The sequence below is a fragment of the Polaromonas sp. A23 genome (genome assembly GCF_002001015.1).
In the GTDB taxonomy this organism is placed as follows: domain Bacteria; phylum Pseudomonadota; class Gammaproteobacteria; order Burkholderiales; family Burkholderiaceae_C; genus Polaromonas.
Genome location: NZ_MUNO01000007.1, coordinates 36,908 through 55,460 on the forward strand (window position 1 = coordinate 36,908; position 18,553 = coordinate 55,460).

The 18,553-nt window shown below is 59.8% G+C and carries 21 protein-coding genes; 7 read left to right on the forward strand and 14 right to left on the reverse strand.

Annotated elements, in window-relative coordinates:
• The first annotated feature begins 77 nt into the window (after positions 1–77).
• The 4 genes from B0B52_RS03355 (at position 78) to B0B52_RS03370 (ending at position 3,314) form a co-directional block, all read left to right on the forward strand.
• On the forward strand, positions 78–1,406 hold the full coding sequence (locus B0B52_RS03355) for a TAXI family TRAP transporter solute-binding subunit (RefSeq protein WP_077592199.1): 1,329 nt from the start codon (positions 78–80) through the stop codon (positions 1,404–1,406).
• Between the two features lie 80 nt (positions 1,407–1,486).
• Positions 1,487–2,443, forward strand: a complete 957-nt coding sequence (locus B0B52_RS03360) for a DUF2971 domain-containing protein (protein WP_077592200.1) — start codon at positions 1,487–1,489, stop codon at positions 2,441–2,443.
• Positions 2,444–2,505: 62 nt separating this feature from the next.
• On the forward strand, positions 2,506–2,916 hold the full coding sequence (locus B0B52_RS03365) for a hypothetical protein (protein WP_077592201.1): 411 nt from the start codon (positions 2,506–2,508) through the stop codon (positions 2,914–2,916).
• A gap of 14 nt (positions 2,917–2,930) precedes the next feature.
• Positions 2,931–3,314 (forward strand): VOC family protein, encoded by a 384-nt coding sequence (locus tag B0B52_RS03370; RefSeq protein WP_077592202.1) that lies wholly within the window; start codon positions 2,931–2,933, stop codon positions 3,312–3,314.
• Here B0B52_RS03370 and B0B52_RS03375 read toward each other — a convergent pair.
• Positions 3,296–3,802: a peroxiredoxin gene (locus B0B52_RS03375; RefSeq protein WP_139351797.1), complete on the reverse strand. Its 507-nt coding sequence runs from the start codon at positions 3,800–3,802 to the stop codon at positions 3,296–3,298. The two genes, B0B52_RS03370 and B0B52_RS03375, sit on opposite strands and share 19 nt — an antisense overlap.
• Positions 3,799–4,557 carry a hypothetical protein gene (locus tag B0B52_RS03380; protein ID WP_077592238.1) on the reverse strand — a complete coding sequence of 253 codons (759 nt, stop codon included), beginning with the start codon at positions 4,555–4,557 and terminating at the stop codon, positions 3,799–3,801. Before B0B52_RS03380 ends, B0B52_RS03375 begins: the two co-directional genes overlap by 4 nt.
• Positions 4,558–4,679: 122 nt before the next feature.
• Between B0B52_RS03380 and B0B52_RS03385 the strand changes: the two genes are divergently transcribed.
• Positions 4,680–5,537, forward strand: a complete 858-nt coding sequence (locus B0B52_RS03385; RefSeq protein ID WP_077592204.1) for an AraC family transcriptional regulator — start codon at positions 4,680–4,682, stop codon at positions 5,535–5,537.
• Between the two features lie 20 nt (positions 5,538–5,557).
• Here B0B52_RS03385 and B0B52_RS03390 read toward each other — a convergent pair whose 3' ends face one another.
• The 3 genes from B0B52_RS03390 to B0B52_RS21985 form a co-directional block, all read right to left on the reverse strand.
• The gene (locus tag B0B52_RS03390; RefSeq protein WP_077592239.1) at positions 5,558–6,094 is read right to left on the reverse strand and encodes a DUF1415 domain-containing protein; all 537 of its coding nucleotides are present in this window, start codon (positions 6,092–6,094) and stop codon (positions 5,558–5,560) included.
• A 134-nt stretch (positions 6,095–6,228) separates the two neighbouring features.
• A complete protein-coding gene (gene ettA, locus B0B52_RS03395) occupies positions 6,229–7,890 on the reverse strand; it encodes an energy-dependent translational throttle protein EttA (RefSeq protein ID WP_077592205.1) in 1,662 nt (553 codons plus the stop codon).
• Positions 7,866–8,111, reverse strand: a complete 246-nt coding sequence (locus B0B52_RS21985) for a hypothetical protein (RefSeq protein ID WP_139351798.1) — start codon at positions 8,109–8,111, stop codon at positions 7,866–7,868. The genes ettA and B0B52_RS21985 overlap by 25 nt, the downstream gene beginning before the upstream one ends.
• A gap of 126 nt (positions 8,112–8,237) precedes the next feature.
• On the opposite strand from B0B52_RS21985, the gene B0B52_RS03400 reads away from it, so the two are divergent.
• Positions 8,238–9,947 (forward strand): DEAD/DEAH box helicase, encoded by a 1,710-nt coding sequence (locus tag B0B52_RS03400; protein ID WP_077592206.1) that lies wholly within the window; start codon positions 8,238–8,240, stop codon positions 9,945–9,947.
• Position 9,948: 1 nt separating this feature from the next.
• Positions 9,949–10,518 carry an epimerase gene (locus B0B52_RS03405; protein ID WP_254425624.1) on the forward strand — a complete coding sequence of 190 codons (570 nt, stop codon included), beginning with the start codon at positions 9,949–9,951 and terminating at the stop codon, positions 10,516–10,518.
• Between the two features lie 114 nt (positions 10,519–10,632).
• Here B0B52_RS03405 and B0B52_RS03410 read toward each other — a convergent pair whose 3' ends face one another.
• From B0B52_RS03410 to B0B52_RS03450, 9 genes are all read right to left on the reverse strand, one after another.
• Positions 10,633–11,157: a gluconokinase gene (locus B0B52_RS03410; protein ID WP_371327361.1), complete on the reverse strand. Its 525-nt coding sequence runs from the start codon at positions 11,155–11,157 to the stop codon at positions 10,633–10,635.
• Between the two features lie 34 nt (positions 11,158–11,191).
• Positions 11,192–11,935 carry a FadR/GntR family transcriptional regulator gene (locus B0B52_RS03415; RefSeq protein ID WP_077592209.1) on the reverse strand — a complete coding sequence of 248 codons (744 nt, stop codon included), beginning with the start codon at positions 11,933–11,935 and terminating at the stop codon, positions 11,192–11,194.
• 13 nt (positions 11,936–11,948) lie between these two features.
• On the reverse strand, positions 11,949–12,332 hold the full coding sequence (locus B0B52_RS03420) for a hypothetical protein (RefSeq protein ID WP_077592240.1): 384 nt from the start codon (positions 12,330–12,332) through the stop codon (positions 11,949–11,951).
• A 37-nt stretch (positions 12,333–12,369) separates the two neighbouring features.
• Complete coding sequence (locus B0B52_RS03425; protein WP_077592210.1) at positions 12,370–13,416, reverse strand: L-idonate 5-dehydrogenase; 1,047 nt, start codon at positions 13,414–13,416, stop codon at positions 12,370–12,372.
• Positions 13,417–13,442: 26 nt separating this feature from the next.
• Positions 13,443–14,213, reverse strand: a complete 771-nt coding sequence (locus B0B52_RS03430) for an SDR family oxidoreductase (protein WP_077592211.1) — start codon at positions 14,211–14,213, stop codon at positions 13,443–13,445.
• Positions 14,214–14,221: 8 nt separating this feature from the next.
• On the reverse strand, positions 14,222–15,292 hold the full coding sequence (locus tag B0B52_RS03435) for an ABC transporter ATP-binding protein (protein ID WP_077592212.1): 1,071 nt from the start codon (positions 15,290–15,292) through the stop codon (positions 14,222–14,224).
• Between the two features lie 27 nt (positions 15,293–15,319).
• Positions 15,320–16,171 carry a carbohydrate ABC transporter permease gene (locus tag B0B52_RS03440; protein WP_077592213.1) on the reverse strand — a complete coding sequence of 284 codons (852 nt, stop codon included), beginning with the start codon at positions 16,169–16,171 and terminating at the stop codon, positions 15,320–15,322.
• On the reverse strand, positions 16,168–17,034 hold the full coding sequence (locus tag B0B52_RS03445) for a carbohydrate ABC transporter permease (RefSeq protein WP_254425625.1): 867 nt from the start codon (positions 17,032–17,034) through the stop codon (positions 16,168–16,170). Before B0B52_RS03445 ends, B0B52_RS03440 begins: the two co-directional genes overlap by 4 nt.
• A gap of 87 nt (positions 17,035–17,121) precedes the next feature.
• Positions 17,122–18,495: an ABC transporter substrate-binding protein gene (locus B0B52_RS03450; RefSeq protein ID WP_077592215.1), complete on the reverse strand. Its 1,374-nt coding sequence runs from the start codon at positions 18,493–18,495 to the stop codon at positions 17,122–17,124.
• Between the last annotated feature and the right edge of the window lie 58 nt (positions 18,496–18,553).

Consider the following 18,553-nt stretch of genomic DNA (forward strand, 5'->3'; position numbering starts at 1 on the left):
AAGGGCTGGCGGCTATTTTTATCCGTAAAATCACCGTCTCGTCGATACCATCCGGCAGCTCATGTTATGGTTCAAACATGCCCAAAGCCATCCGCTATACCCTGCTTTCGCTGCGTGATCTCGCTGTCTCCGCCGGCCCCTTCATCGTGCTGGCTGTGGCGCTGCTGGTGCTGGCCTACATGTGGCTGGACCCGAACCCGCCCAAGCGCGTCACACTGGCCACCGGCCCGGCGCAAAGCGCGTATGAAGAGTTCGGCAAGCGCTACGCCAGAATCCTGGCCCAGGACGGCATCGAGGTGGTGCTGCTGCCCTCGCAGGGTTCGGCCCACAACCTGCAATTGCTGCGCGAAGGCAAGGTCGACCTCGGTTTTGTGCAGGGCGGCACCAGCAGCTACGACGCCGCTGACGCCGAGGCCCTGACATCTCTGGGCAGCCTGTTTGTCGAGCCGCTGTGGCTGTTTTACCAACAAGGCGCCCTCGGGCATGAACGGAAAGCGACGAGCGTGAGGGCCCTTAATTCACTTACCCAACTTCAAGGCCTGCGCGTCAACCTCGGCACACCCGGCAGCGGCGTGCCCAACCTGATGGGCAAGCTGCTGGAAAGCAACCGCATCGACCCCGCCAGCCTGCGCATCTCGAACCTGGACCAGACGCCCGCAACAGTTGCGTTTCTCGGCGGTGAGCTTGATGCGATTGTGTTTGCCTCTGCACCTGAATCACTGATGGTGCAAATGTTGCTGCAGACACCCGGCGTGAAACTCATGAATTTCACGCAGAGCGAAGCTTATTCCAAGCGCTTTGCCTTCCTGAGCACGGCACGCCTTCCGCAGGGTGTGGTGGACCTGGCCGGCAATATTCCGCCCGAGGATGTCAGCCTCGTCGCAACCACCACCTCGCTCATCGCCAGAAGCACGACCCATCCGGCCCTGGTGCAGCTGTTTGCGCAGGCTGGCAACGTCATTCACAGTCCTGCGGGGTGGTTCAAAAGCGCCCGCGAATTCCCCAACCGGGACAACAACGAGTTGCCCATCTCCAAGGAAGCCGAACGCGCTATCAAGAACGACGCACCTCTGTTGCAGCGCTACCTGCCCTTCTGGGTGGCCAATCTGGTCGAGCGCATGTGGCTGGCGATGGGCATCATCATTGCGGTCATGCTGCCGCTGTCGCGCATCGTGCCGCCCCTGTATGAATTCCGCGTTCGCTCACGCATCTTCAGATGGTACGGACAGCTTCGTGACATTGAAAACCGAATTGAAGGCACACGCAACACGGGCGCGCTCCTCGACGAACTCAACGCCCTGGAAAGCCGCGCCGAGAAAATCAGCGTGCCACTTTCCTACACCGATGAGCTTTATGCGCTACGCAGCAATATTCATCTGGTGCGCAAGAAGTTGCAGCGGTTGTAGCGATCTATCGCTATCAATAAACTAGGACCGTATGCGTCAATCCAGGAAAGGACGCTGCTACCTAATCACTGGAGCAGGAAATGGAAAACGTACCGCAGGAGTTGAAGCATGCGTTGGAAAAATTTTGCGACGCCGCAGACGATATCGTCAAGTCATTTACCAAGCCCATAGCCTCACAGGAACCTCCAAAAATCATTTGGCACTACACAAATGATGTTGGCTTGAGAGGAATCCTGGAGACCGGTCAGCTTTGGCTATCTGACATATTTAATCTCAACGATCCCTCTGAGCTACGCCACGGGTTTTCCCATGCGGTAAAAATCTTGAATAGCAAAGCAGAAAAAGGTCCCCCAGAAAGTCGGCTTTTCGCTAAACGTTTTTCTGACTTCTACGAAGGGGGTATGCAAGGTAGTGCTCATTATTTTGTCTGTTCGTTTAGTGCGGACGGTGATGACCTCGGGCAATGGCGGGCATATGCGGATAACGGGCGGGGTTACGCACTCGGGTTTGATGCCAAGGCTTTGGAACACGCTTTTACGCAACAGAACGGAATCCCAATACCAAGCAACAGCACATTCCCCATCACATACAAAGACGAAGAACTTGCCGATCTACACCGCCAGATGATCGACAAAATGTTTGATCTGATCTCACTGTGGCGAGATAAAGCGATAGATGCCGCAGTAGTCATGGCTTACATTCAGGAATTGCACGCTCGCCTTGCAGTCCCTGCACTAGAAGCCTCTCTATTCTTCAAACACGAAGCGTATGAGAACGAGAGTGAGTACAGGTTTATGCAGATTTTCAGAGGTGATACTCCGGCACCCGAAGTGAAGCGCAGATACCGCTCCTATGAGTTGGTCAAATACAAAGAGTTTGATTGGAAGCGCTTGGATGCCGGAGCGCTAAAACACATCGCCGTTGGCCCTGCGGCTGACTGCACGAAAGCCACACAATTTGCGGCAGACTGCGTAGCGGCATTCGACATAGGAAACGCCGAAATAACATGTTCAAAAATTCCCTATCGCGCGCTATAAAGGCTTGAGCATTGGATTTTTCATTTTGTAAGGCCGCACATCAGATTTCAGGAGTACCCATCATGAATCCAGGCCATCACGTCGAAAGCTACCGCTTCTGGGACATCGTTACCCAGTGGGCAAGGGAAACGCTTCAGCACGAGCACGTCATTGCCAGAGCTCTTGCCAAAGGTGTGCTCCGCGATGGGCTTAGGGCCCAAAGTGTGGACCCGAAATGGGTGAACAAGGGCACATTTGAATTGCGCGGCCTTCCACTGGTAGGCTACGTTGCAAAGAACGGATGCCTCCCGATATTCATACGTTCATCGGCGCTCAACCATCTGACTGAGGTGGTGGAGAACGCAGCCACGCCAGACCCTCAGGCCTTGTTTGAGGAATTCGTAACCAAGCAGGACTTCGGCGCATGGCTGCAGCAGGTGGGCATCAGCCCGCCCGGATTCTGGTTCGCCGTTGGTGAGCTTCAAGAAAGTTGACGAAGAGGACCACCATGCCCATCCAACTGAACCACACCATTGTTCACGCACGGGATTCGCTGACCTCGGCCACCTTTCTTGCAGACATGCTGGGGCTGGCTGCACCAGTCCGGTTCGGCCCCTTCCATGGCGTGGAGCTTGACAACGGCGTCACCCTCGACTTCATCTCGCATGACGGTGAGCTCATCATCGAGCACTACGCCTTCCTGGTGAGTGAAGAGGAGTTCGACACCATCTTCGGTCGCATCCGTGCACGTCAGCTTCCCTACTGGGCCGACCCGGGCCATCAGCAAGCCGACCAGATCAACCACCATGACGGCGGGCGCGGCGTTTACTGGAACAACCCGGACGGCCACTACCTGGAAATCATCACCCGGCCCTACGGTAGCGGCGGCTGAGCCGGCGTAAACGGCTCACCGAGGAGCCTGCCGAGCAGCGCACCAAGCGGCAAGTCGTCCGCGTGCCCAAAATGATTCAGGCGAATTCGTCCTCCGCGGTCCACCACAATGAGACTGGGCGTCCCCCGCAGCGCGTAGGCCTGCATGGTCAGCGGGACATGCCCACGCTCTGGCGGCTGGTCAATGCCAATGGGAAATGACAAACCATACTCGTGCGCAAACACCTGCAGCGCCTGGGCATTCATCACCGTGTGGTGTTCAAACACAGTGTGCAGGCCAATAATGGCCAGCTCATGTGCAGGAAACGCAGCCTGAATCCGTTTAGCCTGCGGAATGCCCTGAGAGACGCAGCCGGGGCACAACATCTGAAAAGCATGCAACACCACCACGCGCCCGCGCAAGTGTTCCAGGCTGACGGGCTCAGGCGTGTTGAGCCATTGCCTAACTTGCAGCGCGGGCGCCAGTTCCATTGCGGCGTTCATGCTCATTGATTCACTTTGCCCGGCAAGGACAAATCGCCCGAGCCCACTTTGAACACGTTGGCCACACACAGCAACGGGTTGTGAACACTCGCGTTGACGCGCAAGGCGGCGGTGACACCGTCGAAACCGGCGGTGTTGACTGCACCTATGTCATCGAAGGGCACACGTACTTCCAGCGTTTGGCCTTTCAAGATGGGGCTCCAGCCGGGGCTGTCGATCAGCAAAGGAAGCCCGGGCCAGGTCTTGGGCAGGCGCGGCTTGCCGCCTTCCGGAATATCCACCACCTTGAGCGCACCCTTGCCGCACGCGTCGTCAGGTTGCAGCACCACCCAGTGCGAATGCCAGACGTTGCCGTCGTTTTTTGGATTGCCGTCGCCGTTCTCGTCGAACAGCGGCGTGTCATCGAAGTCGGGATGCGAAGTCACGGCAAACGCCAGAATGCCGCTCTTGGTTTCGAAGCCAACCACCGCCGGATCGAGCGCGGTCGGCCACACATACGAAAACACTTTGCTGCCCGCAAGCTTGCCCGTGCGTGCCGGCTTGCTGGCGCCCGCCTTGCCCGACACAGCAATATGGAACACGGCAGCGTTTCCTTCGGTGCTGATTTTGGTGTGGAAGATGTCAAACGCGGCTGTCACGGCCTTTGCCGGCTGACTACGGATACCGCCCTTGTGATCGTGGTCATGTGCCAAAGCTGGCGTTGCAGACACAGCCAGTGCGAGCACCAAAGCGATTGAAAAGTGGGAGGGTTGCAGTTTCATGGTTCTTCCTTTGAGGTGTTCAAACAAGGCGCGCACCGTTGCGCACCCAGGCAGTGTCATGGGAGAATCCATACCAATTAAGTCATTTCATCCTGATAACAACCCAATTCGTCCAGAACCAGATGCTTACCTCTAGTGCCTCTGTTGACCGCCTCTCGTCGCTGCTGGAGCGCTTCAGGGTGCGGGCACATCTGTTTCACAGCGGACCCTTGTGCGGTGTCAGTCATTTCGCCGCGGAGCCGGGCCGGGGGTTTCTTCATGTGCTGCGACGCGGCAGCATGGTGGTCACGCACAAACCCAGACACGGCGCACCCACCAAGGTGGTGGTGAACGAACCCACGTTGCTGTTCTACCCGCGCCCGCTGGCGCACAACTTTCACAACGCGCCACGGGAAGGCTCGGACTTTGTCTGCGCCACACTCGATTTCGAAGGCGGCGTCAATCACCCGCTGGCTTGCGCCTTGCCAGCGCTGATCGTTTTGCCCTTGCGCGAAGTAGACGGCCTGGAGCACACGCTGGCCTTGCTCTTCGCCGAAACAGAACGCCTGCGCTGCGGCCAGCGGCTGCTGGCAGACCGCATGTTTGAAGTGCTGTTGTTGCAGCTGCTGCGCTGGCTGCTCGATCACCCGGAAGAGGCTGGCCTGCCCAAAGGGTTGCTGACGGGCCTGGCGCATCCCCGGCTGGCCCGCGCGCTGGTGGCCGTGCACGAGCTGCCCGGTGACGCATGGACACTGGAGTCCATGGCCGCACAGGCGGGCATGTCGCGCAGCGCATTTGCCGCAACGTTCAAAGACCATGTGGGTGAGACGCCTGCAGACTATCTGCTGCGCTGGCGGGTCTCGGTTGCGCAAACCCTGTTGCGCAACGGCCAGTCCATCAAGGCCGCGGCCGATACGCTGGGCTACGCCAGCGCCTCGTCGTTTTCACGGGCCTTCACACAAACTACGGGTGTGTCGCCCCGCGCCTGGCTACAGCTATAAGTTACAGGGCAGGCAGAAAGTCAAAGCCCCAGGGCCTTCCAGCCCGCATGCCCGAGCTTTTCCAGCGTCTGGATGTTCTGCTCAAAAATCGCGTCGGCTTCGGGAAAAGCTTCCACCGCGCGCTCCACGCTTTCTTCACGCAGCAAATGCAGGATGGCAAACGGTGCACGGTTGGTGTAGTTGCTGATGTCGTCCGGCTCGGTGCCGTCAAACTGGAATTTCGGGTGAAAGCTGGCAAGCTGAATCACGCCTTCGAGGTCATGTTCATCGACCACACCTTCGGCAATTTCGAGGAAATCATTGAAGTCCAGAAAGTCGTCGAACAGCGTGGGATGAATCAGCAGCGTGGTGTCGATTTCTTCTGCAGGTGTTGCCACCAGCAGGTCGAGCTCCTTGTCGAGCTCCTCCAGCAAATCATCGGCATGGCGCGCCTTGCTCACCACCAGCCGCACCTGGTTTTTGACGTATACCGCTTTTGCAAACGGGCACAGGTTCAGGCCAATAACTGCTTTTTCGAGCCAGTGTTTCGTCGCCGCAAGAACAGCTTCGTCTGTCATGCTCATTACCCCTCTTAATCCAAGCAGGGGCCGCGGGTCTGGCTTTGCCAGCCCGCAGGCGCAGCGGCCCCCTCGGGGGGCAGGAAGCTACACGCAGTGAGCGACCGTGGGGGCATCAGCATCAGCGTGGGGGCTCAGTGCAAGGCTTTAAAGCGCATGCGTTTGGGCTTGGCACCCTCTTCGCCCAGGCGTTTCTTCTTGTCGGCTTCGTATTCCTGGTAGTTGCCGTCGAAGAAGGTCCACTGGCTGTCGCCTTCGGCCGCCAGGATGTGGGTGGCGATACGGTCCAGGAACCAGCGGTCATGACTGATCACCATGATGGAACCGGCAAATTCGAGCAGCGCGTCTTCGAGCGAGCGCAGGGTCTCCACGTCAAGGTCGTTGGACGGCTCATCAAGCATCAACACGTTGCCACCGGCAATCAGTGTTTTGGCCAGGTGCAGGCGTCCACGTTCACCACCGGACAACATGCCCACGCGTTTTTGCTGGTCAGCCCCATTGAAGTTGAAGCGACCGGCATAAGCGCGGCTGGGCATGGTGAACTTGCCGACGGTCAGCATGTCGAGGCCACCGGAGATGTCTTCCCAGACGGTTTTCTCATTGGCCAGATCATCACGATGCTGGTCCACAAAAGCCATGCGTGCCGTCTTGCCGATGGCCACCTCACCGCTGTCCGGCTGCTCCTTGCCGGCAATCAGTTTGAACAGCGTTGATTTACCGGCGCCGTTGGGGCCAATGATGCCGACGATCGCACCAGCCGGCACCTTGAAGCTCAGGTTGTCGATCAGCAGGCGGTCGCCAAAGGACTTGCTGACGTTCTTGAACTCGATCACCTCATTGCCCAGACGCTCGGCCACCGGGATGAAAATCTCCTGGGTTTCGTTGCGCTGTTGGTATTCAAAGTCAGACAGTTCTTCAAAGCGGGCCAGACGCGACTTGCTCTTGGCCTGGCGTGCTTTCGGGTTCTGGCGCGACCATTCCAGCTCTTTCTTCAGGGCCTTGGCGCGGGCTTCTTCGCCCTTTTGCTCCTGCGCCAGACGTTCGCCCTTCTGGTCCAGCCAGCTGCTGTAGTTGCCTTTCCAGGGAATGCCACGGCCGCGGTCCAGCTCCAGAATCCACTCTGCGGCGTTGTCAAGGAAGTAGCGGTCATGGGTGATGGCCACCACGGTGCCGGGGTAACGCTGCAAAAACTGCTCAAGCCAGTCCACCGATTCGGCGTCCAGGTGGTTGGTCGGCTCGTCGAGCAGCAGCATGTCGGGCTTGGACAACAACAAGGCGCACAGGGCCACGCGGCGCTTTTCACCACCGGACAGCACGCCGACTACGGCGTCCCAGGGCGGCAGGCGCAGGGCGTCGGCGGCAATTTCCAGCTGGTGCTCGGAGTCGGTGCCTGATGTCGCGATGATGGCTTCCAGACGCGCCTGCTCGGCGGCCAACGCGTCAAAGTCGGCATCGGGTTCGCCATAGGCGGTGTACACGGCTTCCAGTTGCGCCTTGGCGGCAAATACCGCGCCCATGCCGGCTTCAACACTTTCACGCACGGTGTGCTCGGGGTTGAGCTTGGGCTCCTGCGGCAGGTAGCCGATGTTCAGGCCGGGCATGGGCGTGGCTTCGCCTTCAATCTCGGTGTCCAGCCCGGCCATGATCTTGAGCAGAGTGGACTTGCCCGAACCGTTGGTGCCGAGCACGCCAATCTTGGCGCCAGGGAAAAAGCTGAGGGAAACGTCTTTGAGAATTTGACGCTTGGGCGGCACGATTTTGCCGACCTTGTTCATGGTGAAAACGTATTGAGCCATTTGTTTACAAATAATGAGCGAATGAAATGAGTGAATGCATCTGCGGCTGTAAGTCGCTGATGCGGCGCCGTTTCGGTAATACGTACTGGGCCATCGGAATAAATTTCTGATTGAAGGAGAAGAAAAAAGGGGTCCGCAATCCTGCTGGAATTTGCGGCAATCCTCTGATTATCGTTCCATGCGACAATACCCAGGTTGCTGGCTCCAGTTGCTTTCAACATTTAGGCACACCTTCGGTGACAGTTTGGGTGCCCAGCCTGACTTTTTTACCCGTCTGCCTTCACTGGCGGAGGCCTTCACAGGCCCCCGACTGGCCGATCTTTAGCACCCACAGCGGTGCACTACCAATGACTTTTGAAAATCTGAACTTGGCCCCGGCCATTCTTAAAGCCGTGCTTGAGCAGGGCTATACCGTTCCCACCCCGATCCAGGCCCAGGCGATCCCCGCCGTGCTGGCAGGCGGCGACCTGCTCGGCGGCGCCCAGACCGGCACCGGCAAAACAGCAGCCTTCGTGCTGCCCATGCTGCAGCGCCTGTCCTCCGAGCCGTCCCTGAAGAACAAACGCGGCGTCAACGCCGTGCGCTGCCTGATCATGACGCCCACCCGCGAGCTTGCCGCCCAGGTGGAAGAAAGCGTGCGCGTTTACGGCAAATACCTCGAACTCTCCTCCATGGTCATGTTCGGCGGTGTCGGCATGGGCGCGCAGATTGAAAAACTGCGCCGCGGCGTCGACATCCTGGTCGCCACCCCCGGCCGCCTGCTGGACCACGCCAGCCAGGGCACCCTGGACCTGAGCCAGGTGCAAATCCTCGTGCTCGACGAAGCCGACCGCATGCTGGACATGGGCTTCATCCACGACATCAAGAAAGTGCTAGCGCTGGTGCCCAAGCAGAAGCAGTCGCTGCTCTTCAGCGCGACCTTCAGCGACGAGATCCGCGAGCTGGCCAACGGCCTGCTGAAAAACCCGCAAAGCATCCAGGTCACGCCGCGCAACACCACCGTGCAGCGCATCACGCAGACCATTCACCCGGTGGGCCGTGGCAAGAAAAAAGCGCTGCTCACGCACATCATCAACCAGCACAACTGGAGCCAGGTGCTGGTGTTCACACGCACCAAATTCGGCGCCAACAATGTGGCCGAACATCTGACCAAAAATGGCATCCCGGCGATGGCGTTGCATGGCAACAAGAGCCAGACCGCCCGCACCCAGGCGCTGGCCGACTTCAAGAGCGGCAGCATCCGCGCACTGGTCGCCACCGACATTGCCGCCCGCGGCATCGACATTGACGAGCTGCCACACGTCGTGAACTACGAAATTCCGAACGTCAGCGAAGACTACGTTCACCGCATCGGCCGTACCGGCCGCGCCGGCAACAGCGGCGAAGCCGTCAGCCTGGTCTGCCTGGACGAAGAAGGCTTCATGCAGGACATCGAGCGCTTCACCAAGCAGAACATCGAAAAAGTGACCGTGCCCGGCTTTGAAGCCGAGCCCGGCGAAAAAGCCGAGCCGCTGGCCATGGGCCGCCAGACCATCTGGGGTGGCATCGGCAAACCGCCAAGCCGTGACGTCATGCAGGCCGCTGCCAAGGCTGCGCGCAGCGAAATGATGACACGCATCCGCGAGAACAAGCCCCAGGCTGGCCGTGGCGCCGGCAATGGTGGCGCCGGCAATGGCGGTGGCAGTGGCGGTGGTGGACGGGGCCGCAACGGCGGCGGTGGCGGCAATGGTGGCCGCAGCCAGCAGCCTCAGGGCGGCCAGCCGCGCCAGAATTCGGGCTATTCACAAGGTGGCCAGCCTGCGCAACACCAGGCACGCAACCCGAATGCGCAGCCCCCACGCCCACGCAACACGCAGGAGCGCGACGATGACGCCCAACCTACCAGCCATGTCTCTTCCGGCTTCCCCTCTTCCGGCCAGCCCACAGGCGGCAACCGCGGCAACTACCGCGGCAGCCGGCCAGCGGGCGGCGGCGGTGGCGGACGCTCGGGTGGCGGTGGTGGCCGGGGCAACGGGTCTGGTCGGTCAGGAAATTCTGGCTCGTTTACTGGCCGATAAAATGTACTCAGCGGTCCACTGCGTGGGCCGCCGCAAGCCCGAGGTGGTACACCCCAAGCTGGTGACCCACCTCAGCTCCGACTTCGCAACATTCCTTGTCCCTGCGGTGGACGATGTGTTCATCGCCCTGGGCACCACCATCAAGGTGGCGGGCAGCCAGCAGGCTTTTCGTGCCATCGATTTCGACGCGGTCGTGGCCCTGGCCACCTCCGCGCGTGCTGCGGGCGCCAAGCGTATTGGCATCGTCAGTGCCATGGGCGCCGATGCAAAATCAGCCGTCTTTTACAACCGCGTCAAAGGCGAGATGGAAGACGCTGTCAGCCAGCTTGGTTATGACAGCACGGTCTTTGCGCGCCCCTCGGTGCTGGCGGGCGACCGTGAGGCGCTGGACCAGCCCAGCCGCCGTGGCGAAAAGCTTGCACTGGTTGCCATGGCCCTGTTCAAGCCGCTGGTCCCTGCCAACTACCGCGTGATTGCCGCCGCTGACGTTGCTGCCGCATTGGTCAATGCAGTAAAGGCCGGCAAACCGGGGCGCCAGGTGCTGCTTTCGGGCGAAATGCAGTCAAACTGAAAAAGTTTGAAGCCGTTTTGGCACTTTGCCCTTATTGTGCGGGCGAAGGTAGCTATTTATTTGATAGCAAATCTTGCTGCATCACACATCTCTGCACTCCCTTCCGAACGGCTTTCAAACTGAGCGCAGCTGCGTTGGGGACCGGGCCGCCAGTACGCTGGCGACGATGTCCTCTGGCGGGCTCGCAACATCAAAACGCTGAGCGTTCTCCCCCTCACCGGGCACTTCCAGCGTGCTGAGCTGGCTGGTCAGCAGCGACAGCGGCATGTAATGCCCGGTGCGTGCCGCCATGCGCGCCTCCAGCAGGCTGGTGTCCCCGTGCAGAAAAAGAAAATGAAGGTCGGGCGCTCCCTGGCGCAAGATGTCGCGGTAAGACCGCTTGAGCGCCGAACAGGACAACACCAGGCCCTGACCCGCTTCACGGGCTTGCCGGATGCGTGCAGCCAGTGCCTGCAGCCATCCTTCGCGGTCCTCATCACTCAAGGCAAAGCCAGCGGCCATGCGGGCCACGTTACGGGCCGGGTGCAGGCTGTCACCCTCAAGAAAAGGCACGCCCAGAGCAGCAGCCAGTTGTGCTGCGACGGTGCTTTTCCCGCAGCCGCTGACGCCCATCACCACAAAAATGTCCGGGCATGTCACGGTCTCACTGGCTTCCATTCAACCGGGGCGACGCTCACACCATTTTCAGCAAGCTCGCGGGCTGGCTGAGGCTGGGAAGGCGCCGACGCGATGCCAGCACTTCTTCAATGTCGTCACGCGCGCTGTCAATCAGCTTCTGGATTGCTTTTTCGGCGCGGTCCGGATCATGCGCAATCACCGCATCCAGTACCGCCCGGTGCATGGGCAAGGAGATTTGCGGGCCGTTCTTGCGGCGCGTGGAAATCTCAAAACTGGTGCGCAGCAACGCGCCCAGCACCTTGCTCATCTGCACCAACATGCGGTTGCGCGAGGCCTTCAACAGGCCCTGGTGAAAAAGCAGGTCATAAGTGACATAGTCGCCGCCCTCTTCCACGGCGCGCCGCATGCCGGCGTAGGCAAGCTCAATTCCCGCGATGTCCTGCGCCGTGGCGCGAACTGCGGCCAGCCGCATGGCGGCAGGTTCAACCACGCGGCGCAAATCCTGCAGGTCGCGTAGAAATTCCGGCGTCAGACCCGCTTTGGACTGCCAGATGATGACGTCAGGATCAAACCAGTTCCAGTGGTCTTCGGACAGCACGCGGGTCCCGACCTTGGGGCCGGTGGTGATCAGCCCCTTGGCGATCAGTGACTTCACCGCCTCGCGCACCACGGTGCGGCTCACACCCAGCTCGGCACACAACGCCGGCTCCGGCGGTATGGAAGCGCCCGCTGCGTAACGCCCCGAGACAATGGCTTCGCCGAGATGGTCCACCGTGTTGCCATGAACGTTTTTGATCATGGTGGTCCGTCCCTCAGCCACGCACGAACAGCGTGACCAGCGGGTCCGCCCCCACCTGGCGGCTCCAGTGGCCATGCACGGTCGCGTCGAAAGTGGCGCCTTGCGGCAGCAGATCGGCGGAATAAAAATGCTGGCCTGGCTTGAAGATGCGCGACGTCCCGTCCTGCAGGCCGATCTCCATCTCGCCACCCAGGATGACCACCCACTGCGTATAGGGCGAACAATGAAACTGGCTGCGAAAACCCACGGGGCTGTGGCGTAACTGGAAACCGCCAGAAGGGAAAAGTCTGGAAAGCATGGCCTGCGGTGAGCCTTCGCCCAGGGGAACAGCTTCCTCGCGGAATTTTGCGCGACCATCGGTGTCGGTATAGAGAATGACTTCGGTAAAAACGGTCAAAGGAAGCTCCGGTACGGAAAGGTAAAAATCTGTTTTATCACGCCAATTCTCTGTCAAAAACAATCTGCACTTTCATGGACTGCCGCTTGTCCCCGGCGAGCCGGAAGGCGTCACCCGCCTGGCCGAAATCCACAATGTCGGAAATCACGGGTCGGCCGTCGATCAAACGCTGATTCAGGAAGGCCACGGCCACGGCAAACTCGGAGTGAAAGCGGAAAGTACCGCGCAAGTCGATTTCCTTGCCCACCAGCGTGTTCAGCGGCATGGCGATGTTACCGCCCAGACCGATGGAGACAATCACGCCACGCGGCGCCACCACGTCAAGCCCGCCTATCAATGCCTTCTCGCTGCCGGAGGCTTCGAACATCACGTCGAAACAGCCTTTGTTCACAGCAAAAGGCGCCAGACCTTCGGGGTCCTGCGCCAGATTGATGGCCTGGTCGGCCCCCATCTTCAGCGCACAGGCAAGCGGAAGGTCGGCAATATCGGCCGCCACGATGTGCGCAGCACCAGCGCGCCGCAAAGCCGCAATCAGCAGTGCGCCTATCGGCCCGCAACCGGTCACCAGTACTTTTTTTCCAAATACAGAACCTGCCCGCGCGATGGCATGCAGCCCCACCGACAGCGGCTCGGCCAGTGCCGCCTGCGACAGCGGCAAATCATCGGCCACCGCGTAAGCCTGCGCGGCATCGATCACCAGGGTTTGGCGAAACGCCCCCTGCACGTGCGGAAAGCGCATGGCACTGCCGTAAAAACGCATGTCCATGCAATGGTTGTGCAAACCCTGCTGGCAATAGCGGCACATGCCGCAGGGCCGCGACGGTGAAATCGCGATGCGCTGGCCCACGCGAAAACCACTGACCTCGCTGCCCAGCGTCTCCACCACCCCCGACACCTCGTGGCCCAGCACCATGGGCTCCTTGATGCGCACGGTGCCAAAACCGCCGTGCTGGAAATAGTGCAGGTCCGAACCGCAAATGCCGCCGAAAGCGACACGCACCCGCATCTGCTGCGGCCCCATGGCCTCGTCGGCAAAGGCATCGAGACGCAGATCCAGCGGGGCATGACAGACCAGGGCACGCATGATTTTCTCCAGATTAATAGGCGGGTTCACAGGGTGGCCGTCACTCCGCCATCAACATACAGGACATGGCCGTTGACAAAACTCGACGCATCGCTGGCCAGGAAAACAGCCGCACCCGCCAGCTCGGCAACTTCACCCCAGCGCCGGCTAGGCGTACGCCCGGTCAACCAGGCGCAGAATTTTTCATCCGCGACAAGCTTTTCGTTCAGCTCCGTCTTGAAGTAACCAGGACCCAGCCCGTTGACCTGCAGGCCATGCGGGCCCCAGTCGATGGCCATGCCCTTGGTCAGCATCTTCACAGCGCCCTTGCTGGCCATATAAGGTGCAATGTTGGGTCGGCCCATCTCGCTTTGCACCGAGCAGATGTTGATGATCTTGCCGCGCCCGCGCGGAATCATTTTTCGCGCAACGGCCTGGCCCACGAAAAAGACGCTGTCGACATTGGTGCGCATGAGTTCGTGCCAGTCGGCCGCCGGAAAATCCTCCAGCGGCATGCGCCGCTGCATGCCCGCGTTATTGACCAGAATGTCGATGGCACCCAGGGTCGCTTCGATATCTTCCACCGCCGCTTGCACGTCCGCCGCCTGCGTGACGTCAAAAGCACGGGTATGCACCTGAAAACCCTCGCCGCGCAAAACTGCCGCTGCGCTCTCCAGTTTGATCTTGTCACGGCCGTTGAGCACCAGCGCGGCGCCGGCTTGCCCCAGCCCACGCGCCAGCGCAAAACCGATGCCGCCCGACGACCCTGTGATGAGTGCCAACCTGCCGTCCAGCCTGAAAGGGTTTGATGTCGTCATCAGTTGGATCACTCCAGACGCCGACCGCTGGCTTCGTCAAACACATGGGCTTTGCCGTGTGCGACTTCAAGATGCACGATATCGTCCGGCTGGACGCTGGTCCGGCCGTGCATCACCACGACAACTCGCGTGTCACCGACTTCGAGCAGCAGCTCGGTCTCGGCACCGGTCGGCTCCACCACAATCACCTTGGCGGGAATGCCCTGGCCTGTTGAAGACAAAGTCAGGTCGCCCGGCCGGACGCCATAGACCACCGCCTGGCCGTCGCGCCCCTGCGCCAGCGTATGTACCTGCCACGCATGGCCCTGGGATTCCACCCAGGCGCGGCCGTCGGCCTGGCGCAAAGTTCCCTTGAGCACGTTCATGGACGGCGAGCCGATGAACTGCGCCACAAACAGATTGCCAGGCCGGTCGAACAGTTCCAGCGGCGTACCGATCTGCTCGATGATGCCGTCGTGCATCACAACGATACGGTCAGCCAGCGTCATGGCCTCGATCTGGTCGTGCGTGACGTACACCGTGGTTGTTTTCAGGCGCTGGTGCAGGGCCTTGATTTCAGCGCGCATGGACACACGCAGCTTGGCGTCAAGGTTCGACAGGGGCTCGTCAAACAGAAACACTTTCGGGTCGCGCACAATGGCGCGGCCCATGGCCACACGCTGGCGCTGGCCGCCGGAAAGTTCGCGGGGAAAGCGGTCGAGCAAGGGATCGAGATTGAGAATTCGCGCAGCATTGCTGACACGTTGCTCAGTCAGTTCCGCATCGGCCTTACGCAGTTTGAGGCTGAAAGCCATGTTGTCGCGCACGGTCATGTGCGGGTACAGCGCGTAACTCTGGAACACCATCGCGATGTCGCGGTCCTTGGAGTCAAGGTCATTGATGATCTTGTCGTCGATGGCAATTTCGCCACAGCTGATTTCCTCGAGGCCGGCCAGCATGCGCAGCAACGTGGACTTGCCGCAGCCGGAGGGCCCGACCAGCACCACGAACTCGCCGTCGGAGATGTCGAAGCTGATGCCGCGAATGATTTTGACCTTGCCGAAGGACTTTTCGATTTTGCGAAATGAAACAGAAGCCATGTGTAGTTTTTTCCAAATCAGAACAGTTCAGCTTTTGACAGCGCCGGCGGTCAGGCCCGACACCATGTAGCGTTTGAAAGCGTAATAAATGGCCGCAGGAGGCAGCGCGTAAATCAGGCCGGTGGTCATGAGCAGCTCCCACGGCGAATCGTCCGCCGCGAGAAAGTTGCCAAGAGCCACGCCCAGGGTGATGCTGCTTTCGCTCGAAAGCAGGAGGAAGGCATACAGGTACTCATTCCACGCCAGCAGCAAGGCATAGGTGCCGACCGCCACGAGCGAGGGCACCATCAGGGGCAGATAGACAAGCCTGAACAGCTGCATCGCGGACGCACCGTCCATTTTGGCCGCTTCATCAAGCTCGTAAGGCAGCTTGTCGGAAGCCTGCTTGAGCACCCAGATGCAGTAAGGCGATGCAATCGTGACCATGGCCATGATCAGCGACCACTGGCTGTTGAGCATGCCGTAATTGCCCATGGTCTTGTACATCGGCACGGCAAGGAATGCCGCAGGGATGAAATAGGTCAACAGTGCCATGTTCATGACCGTGCGCCCGCCACGCGCCCGCAGACGACTGATGGCAAACGCAGCCAGGGTGGCGACCACCAGGGTAATGCCCGCAACGGCAAACGCGATCAGGAACGAGTTGGCCAGCTGTTGCCAGAAGTGATGCAGGTAGAAATGCTTCTGCTCCACGACGATGCGGAAGTTGTCCAAGGTCGGATCCTTGGGCCACAGGCGGCCGGATGTGGCCTGGTCGCGTGGCGAGATCGAAAACAGGAACAGGTGGTACACCGGAATCATGGTCCACAGGAAAACCGGGATTCCGATCAGCACCAGCTTGGCCTCGGTCGTTACCTGCTTGAAGGTGATGGGTTTCATTTGGACAAACGCTTCATCATGAAATAAACCAGCGGCAACACCAGCGGCAGGGCGACCACGATAGAGGCCATGGCCAGCTCGATCTGGTCCAGCCGCAAATAGCGGATGCCCAGCGTGGCAAGAACGTGCGTGAGGTCAGCCGGGCCGCCACCGGTCAGCAGGTAGACGCTGTTGAAATCCCCCAGCGACCAGATGGTCGACAACAGGAGCGAGGTCAGGTACACGGTCTTGAGCGAAGGCCAGGTGATGAACTGGAACTTCTGCCAGTTGCTCGCGCCATCGACGGCTGCGGCTTCGTATTGCTCAGTCGGAATCGCCAGGCGCGCGGCCACCAGGATCAGCGTCCAGAACGGCAGGGACTTCCAGATATGCGCCAGGATGGACAGGGACAGCGCCAGCGTCGGATCGTTCAGCCAGTTGGGGCCATCGGCGCCGGTGAGCTTGAAGATCAGCGTGTTGATGACGCCCCACTCGGGGTTGAGCATGAAGCGCATCGACAGAATGGTCGGAATCGAAGGCACGGCCCACGGCAGGATGAACAGCAGCGACAGCCATTTGATCCATTTGCGGTCCTGTACAAAGAATCCGGACAGGAACAGTGCCACCATCATTTTCACATTGATGCCGACACCGAGAAAAACCAGCGTGTTGATGACCGACCGGAAAAAGATCGGGTCATCGAACAGCTTCACATAACTTGCGGGCTGGCGTGCCAGCCACAGGCCATAACCCACGGGGTACAGCACAAAAACAAGAAAAAGCAGCACATAGGGAATCAGCAGGACCAGGCCCCAGCGCTCCCAGGACGTCATTCCCCTGGCGGGCCGGCGCTCGCCGGCCCGGGGAGACTGCTCTACAGCCATCGTGGTCATGGTATTTGCATGGTGACGGCCACCAGCCGAAGCTGGATGGCCGTTGGATGAATCAGGATCAGGACAGGCCTGACCAGTTTAGTTGGCGACTGTCTTGATGCGGGCGATCATCTCGTCCACCGCCTTGTCCACCGGCACCTTCTCGCTGACGACACGGTTCGCCGCCTTGGCCCACACGTTCTCGTTGTTGAGCACCGTGAACTTGTAGTTCTTCGTGAACTCGAAGTTGACCGTTCCGTCCTGGAATTGGTTGTGCACGGCCAGGCGGTGCTTGTCACCCTTCCAGAATGCGCTGGCCTGGCCAGCCTTGGTAACCGGATACCAGCGCCCCAGCGAGCCTTCCACGTAAGGTCCCAGGTTTTCTTCGGCCATGATGAACTTCACGAACTCCTTGGCGCGCGCCTTGTTTTTCGCATCCTTGAAGACCACACCAACTTTCACCGCTGCGCGGTACACCATCTTGCTGCCATCGGGCTTGCTCGGGAAGCCGGCGGTACGAATCGACTCGGTGTAGTTTTTCTTGGCGGTCGCACGCTGCGCTTCCGTCAGTGTCGCGTTGTTCATGTCGTCAAGCCATTTCGACGCGATGGAGATAGTGGCGTTGTGCGTCAGCAAGGTCGTCTTGTTGTGGAACGCCACATTGTTGTCCGGGTCTTTCCAGTTGGAAGATGACGGAGGCGTGCAACCGCGGGTGTAGATGTTGGTGTAGTCCGTCAGCGCGCCGATCAGGCCGGCACGCACTGCAGGGTCGTCCACCAGCAGCTTGCCGCTGTCGCTGACCAGCTTGACGTTGTAGGCGTCCATGAAGGTCAGGAAGGAATAAAACGAGTCGCTGGAATCCACACCCAGCGGCTGGCCAATGCCAAATGCGCGGGTGCCGGTCTTGGTGCGGTAGCCTGCCTGCGCCTTGTCGCACCAAAAATCCCAGTAGGCCTTCCAGGTGGTCGGGATGTCGGATTCCTTGTAACCGGCCTCCGTCAGCATGTCCGCCCAGTACTGGATGTGCATGGTTTGCTGCTTCATCGGAAACGCGTAGTAAGCACGCTTCTTGTCCACATCGTTGTACAGAAAGGTGGTTTCCACCGTGTTCTTTGCAAACGAGGAGCGGAGCGGATCGATCACGCTGCTGATGTCTTCCAGCTTGCCTTCGAAAGCCCATTTGCCCGCCACCTGGAAGTCATAGACGTCGCCGTAAGAAACATCGGGCGGATTTTTGGAATCAAGCGCCGCGACGCTTTTCGGGATGATTTCCTGCGGCGCATATTGCGAGAGTTCTACCTTGACCTTGGTCTTGGCTTCGAACTTCTTGATGGCCGCAAAAAGGGCATCGTCCTCAGCCTTGTAAAAACCTTTGGCCCACCAGACGGTGAGTGTTTCCTGCGCCGCGGCCTGCCCGGCGGTCACCAGGCCCGCCGCGACCATCGCGGTGGCGAGAATTGTCTTGAGCTTCATTTCATTTGTCTCCTGTGTTGTCAGTTATTGAACCGTCGGAAAGCAGGCCTGATCGTCA

Excerpts from the sequence above, each read along its gene's own strand:
- B0B52_RS03355 (WP_077592199.1), top strand. The coding sequence starts at position 78 with ATGCCCAAAGCCATCCGCTATACCCTGCTTTCGCTGCGTGATCTCGCT.
- B0B52_RS03360 (WP_077592200.1), top strand. The coding sequence starts at position 1,487 with ATGGAAAACGTACCGCAGGAGTTGAAGCATGCGTTGGAAAAATTTTGC.
- B0B52_RS03365 (WP_077592201.1), top strand. The coding sequence starts at position 2,506 with ATGAATCCAGGCCATCACGTCGAAAGCTACCGCTTCTGGGACATCGTT.
- B0B52_RS03370 (WP_077592202.1), top strand. The coding sequence starts at position 2,931 with ATGCCCATCCAACTGAACCACACCATTGTTCACGCACGGGATTCGCTG.
- B0B52_RS03375 (WP_139351797.1), bottom strand. The coding sequence starts at position 3,802 with ATGAGCATGAACGCCGCAATGGAACTGGCGCCCGCGCTGCAAGTTAGG.
- B0B52_RS03380 (WP_077592238.1), bottom strand. The coding sequence starts at position 4,557 with ATGAAACTGCAACCCTCCCACTTTTCAATCGCTTTGGTGCTCGCACTG.
- B0B52_RS03385 (WP_077592204.1), top strand. The coding sequence starts at position 4,680 with ATGCTTACCTCTAGTGCCTCTGTTGACCGCCTCTCGTCGCTGCTGGAG.
- B0B52_RS03390 (WP_077592239.1), bottom strand. The coding sequence starts at position 6,094 with ATGACAGACGAAGCTGTTCTTGCGGCGACGAAACACTGGCTCGAAAAA.
- ettA (WP_077592205.1), bottom strand. The coding sequence starts at position 7,890 with ATGGCTCAATACGTTTTCACCATGAACAAGGTCGGCAAAATCGTGCCG.
- B0B52_RS21985 (WP_139351798.1), bottom strand. The coding sequence starts at position 8,111 with ATGTTGAAAGCAACTGGAGCCAGCAACCTGGGTATTGTCGCATGGAAC.
- B0B52_RS03400 (WP_077592206.1), top strand. The coding sequence starts at position 8,238 with ATGACTTTTGAAAATCTGAACTTGGCCCCGGCCATTCTTAAAGCCGTG.
- B0B52_RS03405 (WP_254425624.1), top strand. The coding sequence starts at position 9,949 with ATGTACTCAGCGGTCCACTGCGTGGGCCGCCGCAAGCCCGAGGTGGTA.
- B0B52_RS03415 (WP_077592209.1), bottom strand. The coding sequence starts at position 11,935 with ATGATCAAAAACGTTCATGGCAACACGGTGGACCATCTCGGCGAAGCC.
- B0B52_RS03425 (WP_077592210.1), bottom strand. The coding sequence starts at position 13,416 with ATGCGTGCCCTGGTCTGTCATGCCCCGCTGGATCTGCGTCTCGATGCC.
- B0B52_RS03430 (WP_077592211.1), bottom strand. The coding sequence starts at position 14,213 with ATGACGACATCAAACCCTTTCAGGCTGGACGGCAGGTTGGCACTCATC.
- B0B52_RS03435 (WP_077592212.1), bottom strand. The coding sequence starts at position 15,292 with ATGGCTTCTGTTTCATTTCGCAAAATCGAAAAGTCCTTCGGCAAGGTC.
- B0B52_RS03440 (WP_077592213.1), bottom strand. The coding sequence starts at position 16,171 with ATGAAACCCATCACCTTCAAGCAGGTAACGACCGAGGCCAAGCTGGTG.
- B0B52_RS03445 (WP_254425625.1), bottom strand. The coding sequence starts at position 17,034 with ATGGCTGTAGAGCAGTCTCCCCGGGCCGGCGAGCGCCGGCCCGCCAGG.
- B0B52_RS03450 (WP_077592215.1), bottom strand. The coding sequence starts at position 18,495 with ATGAAGCTCAAGACAATTCTCGCCACCGCGATGGTCGCGGCGGGCCTG.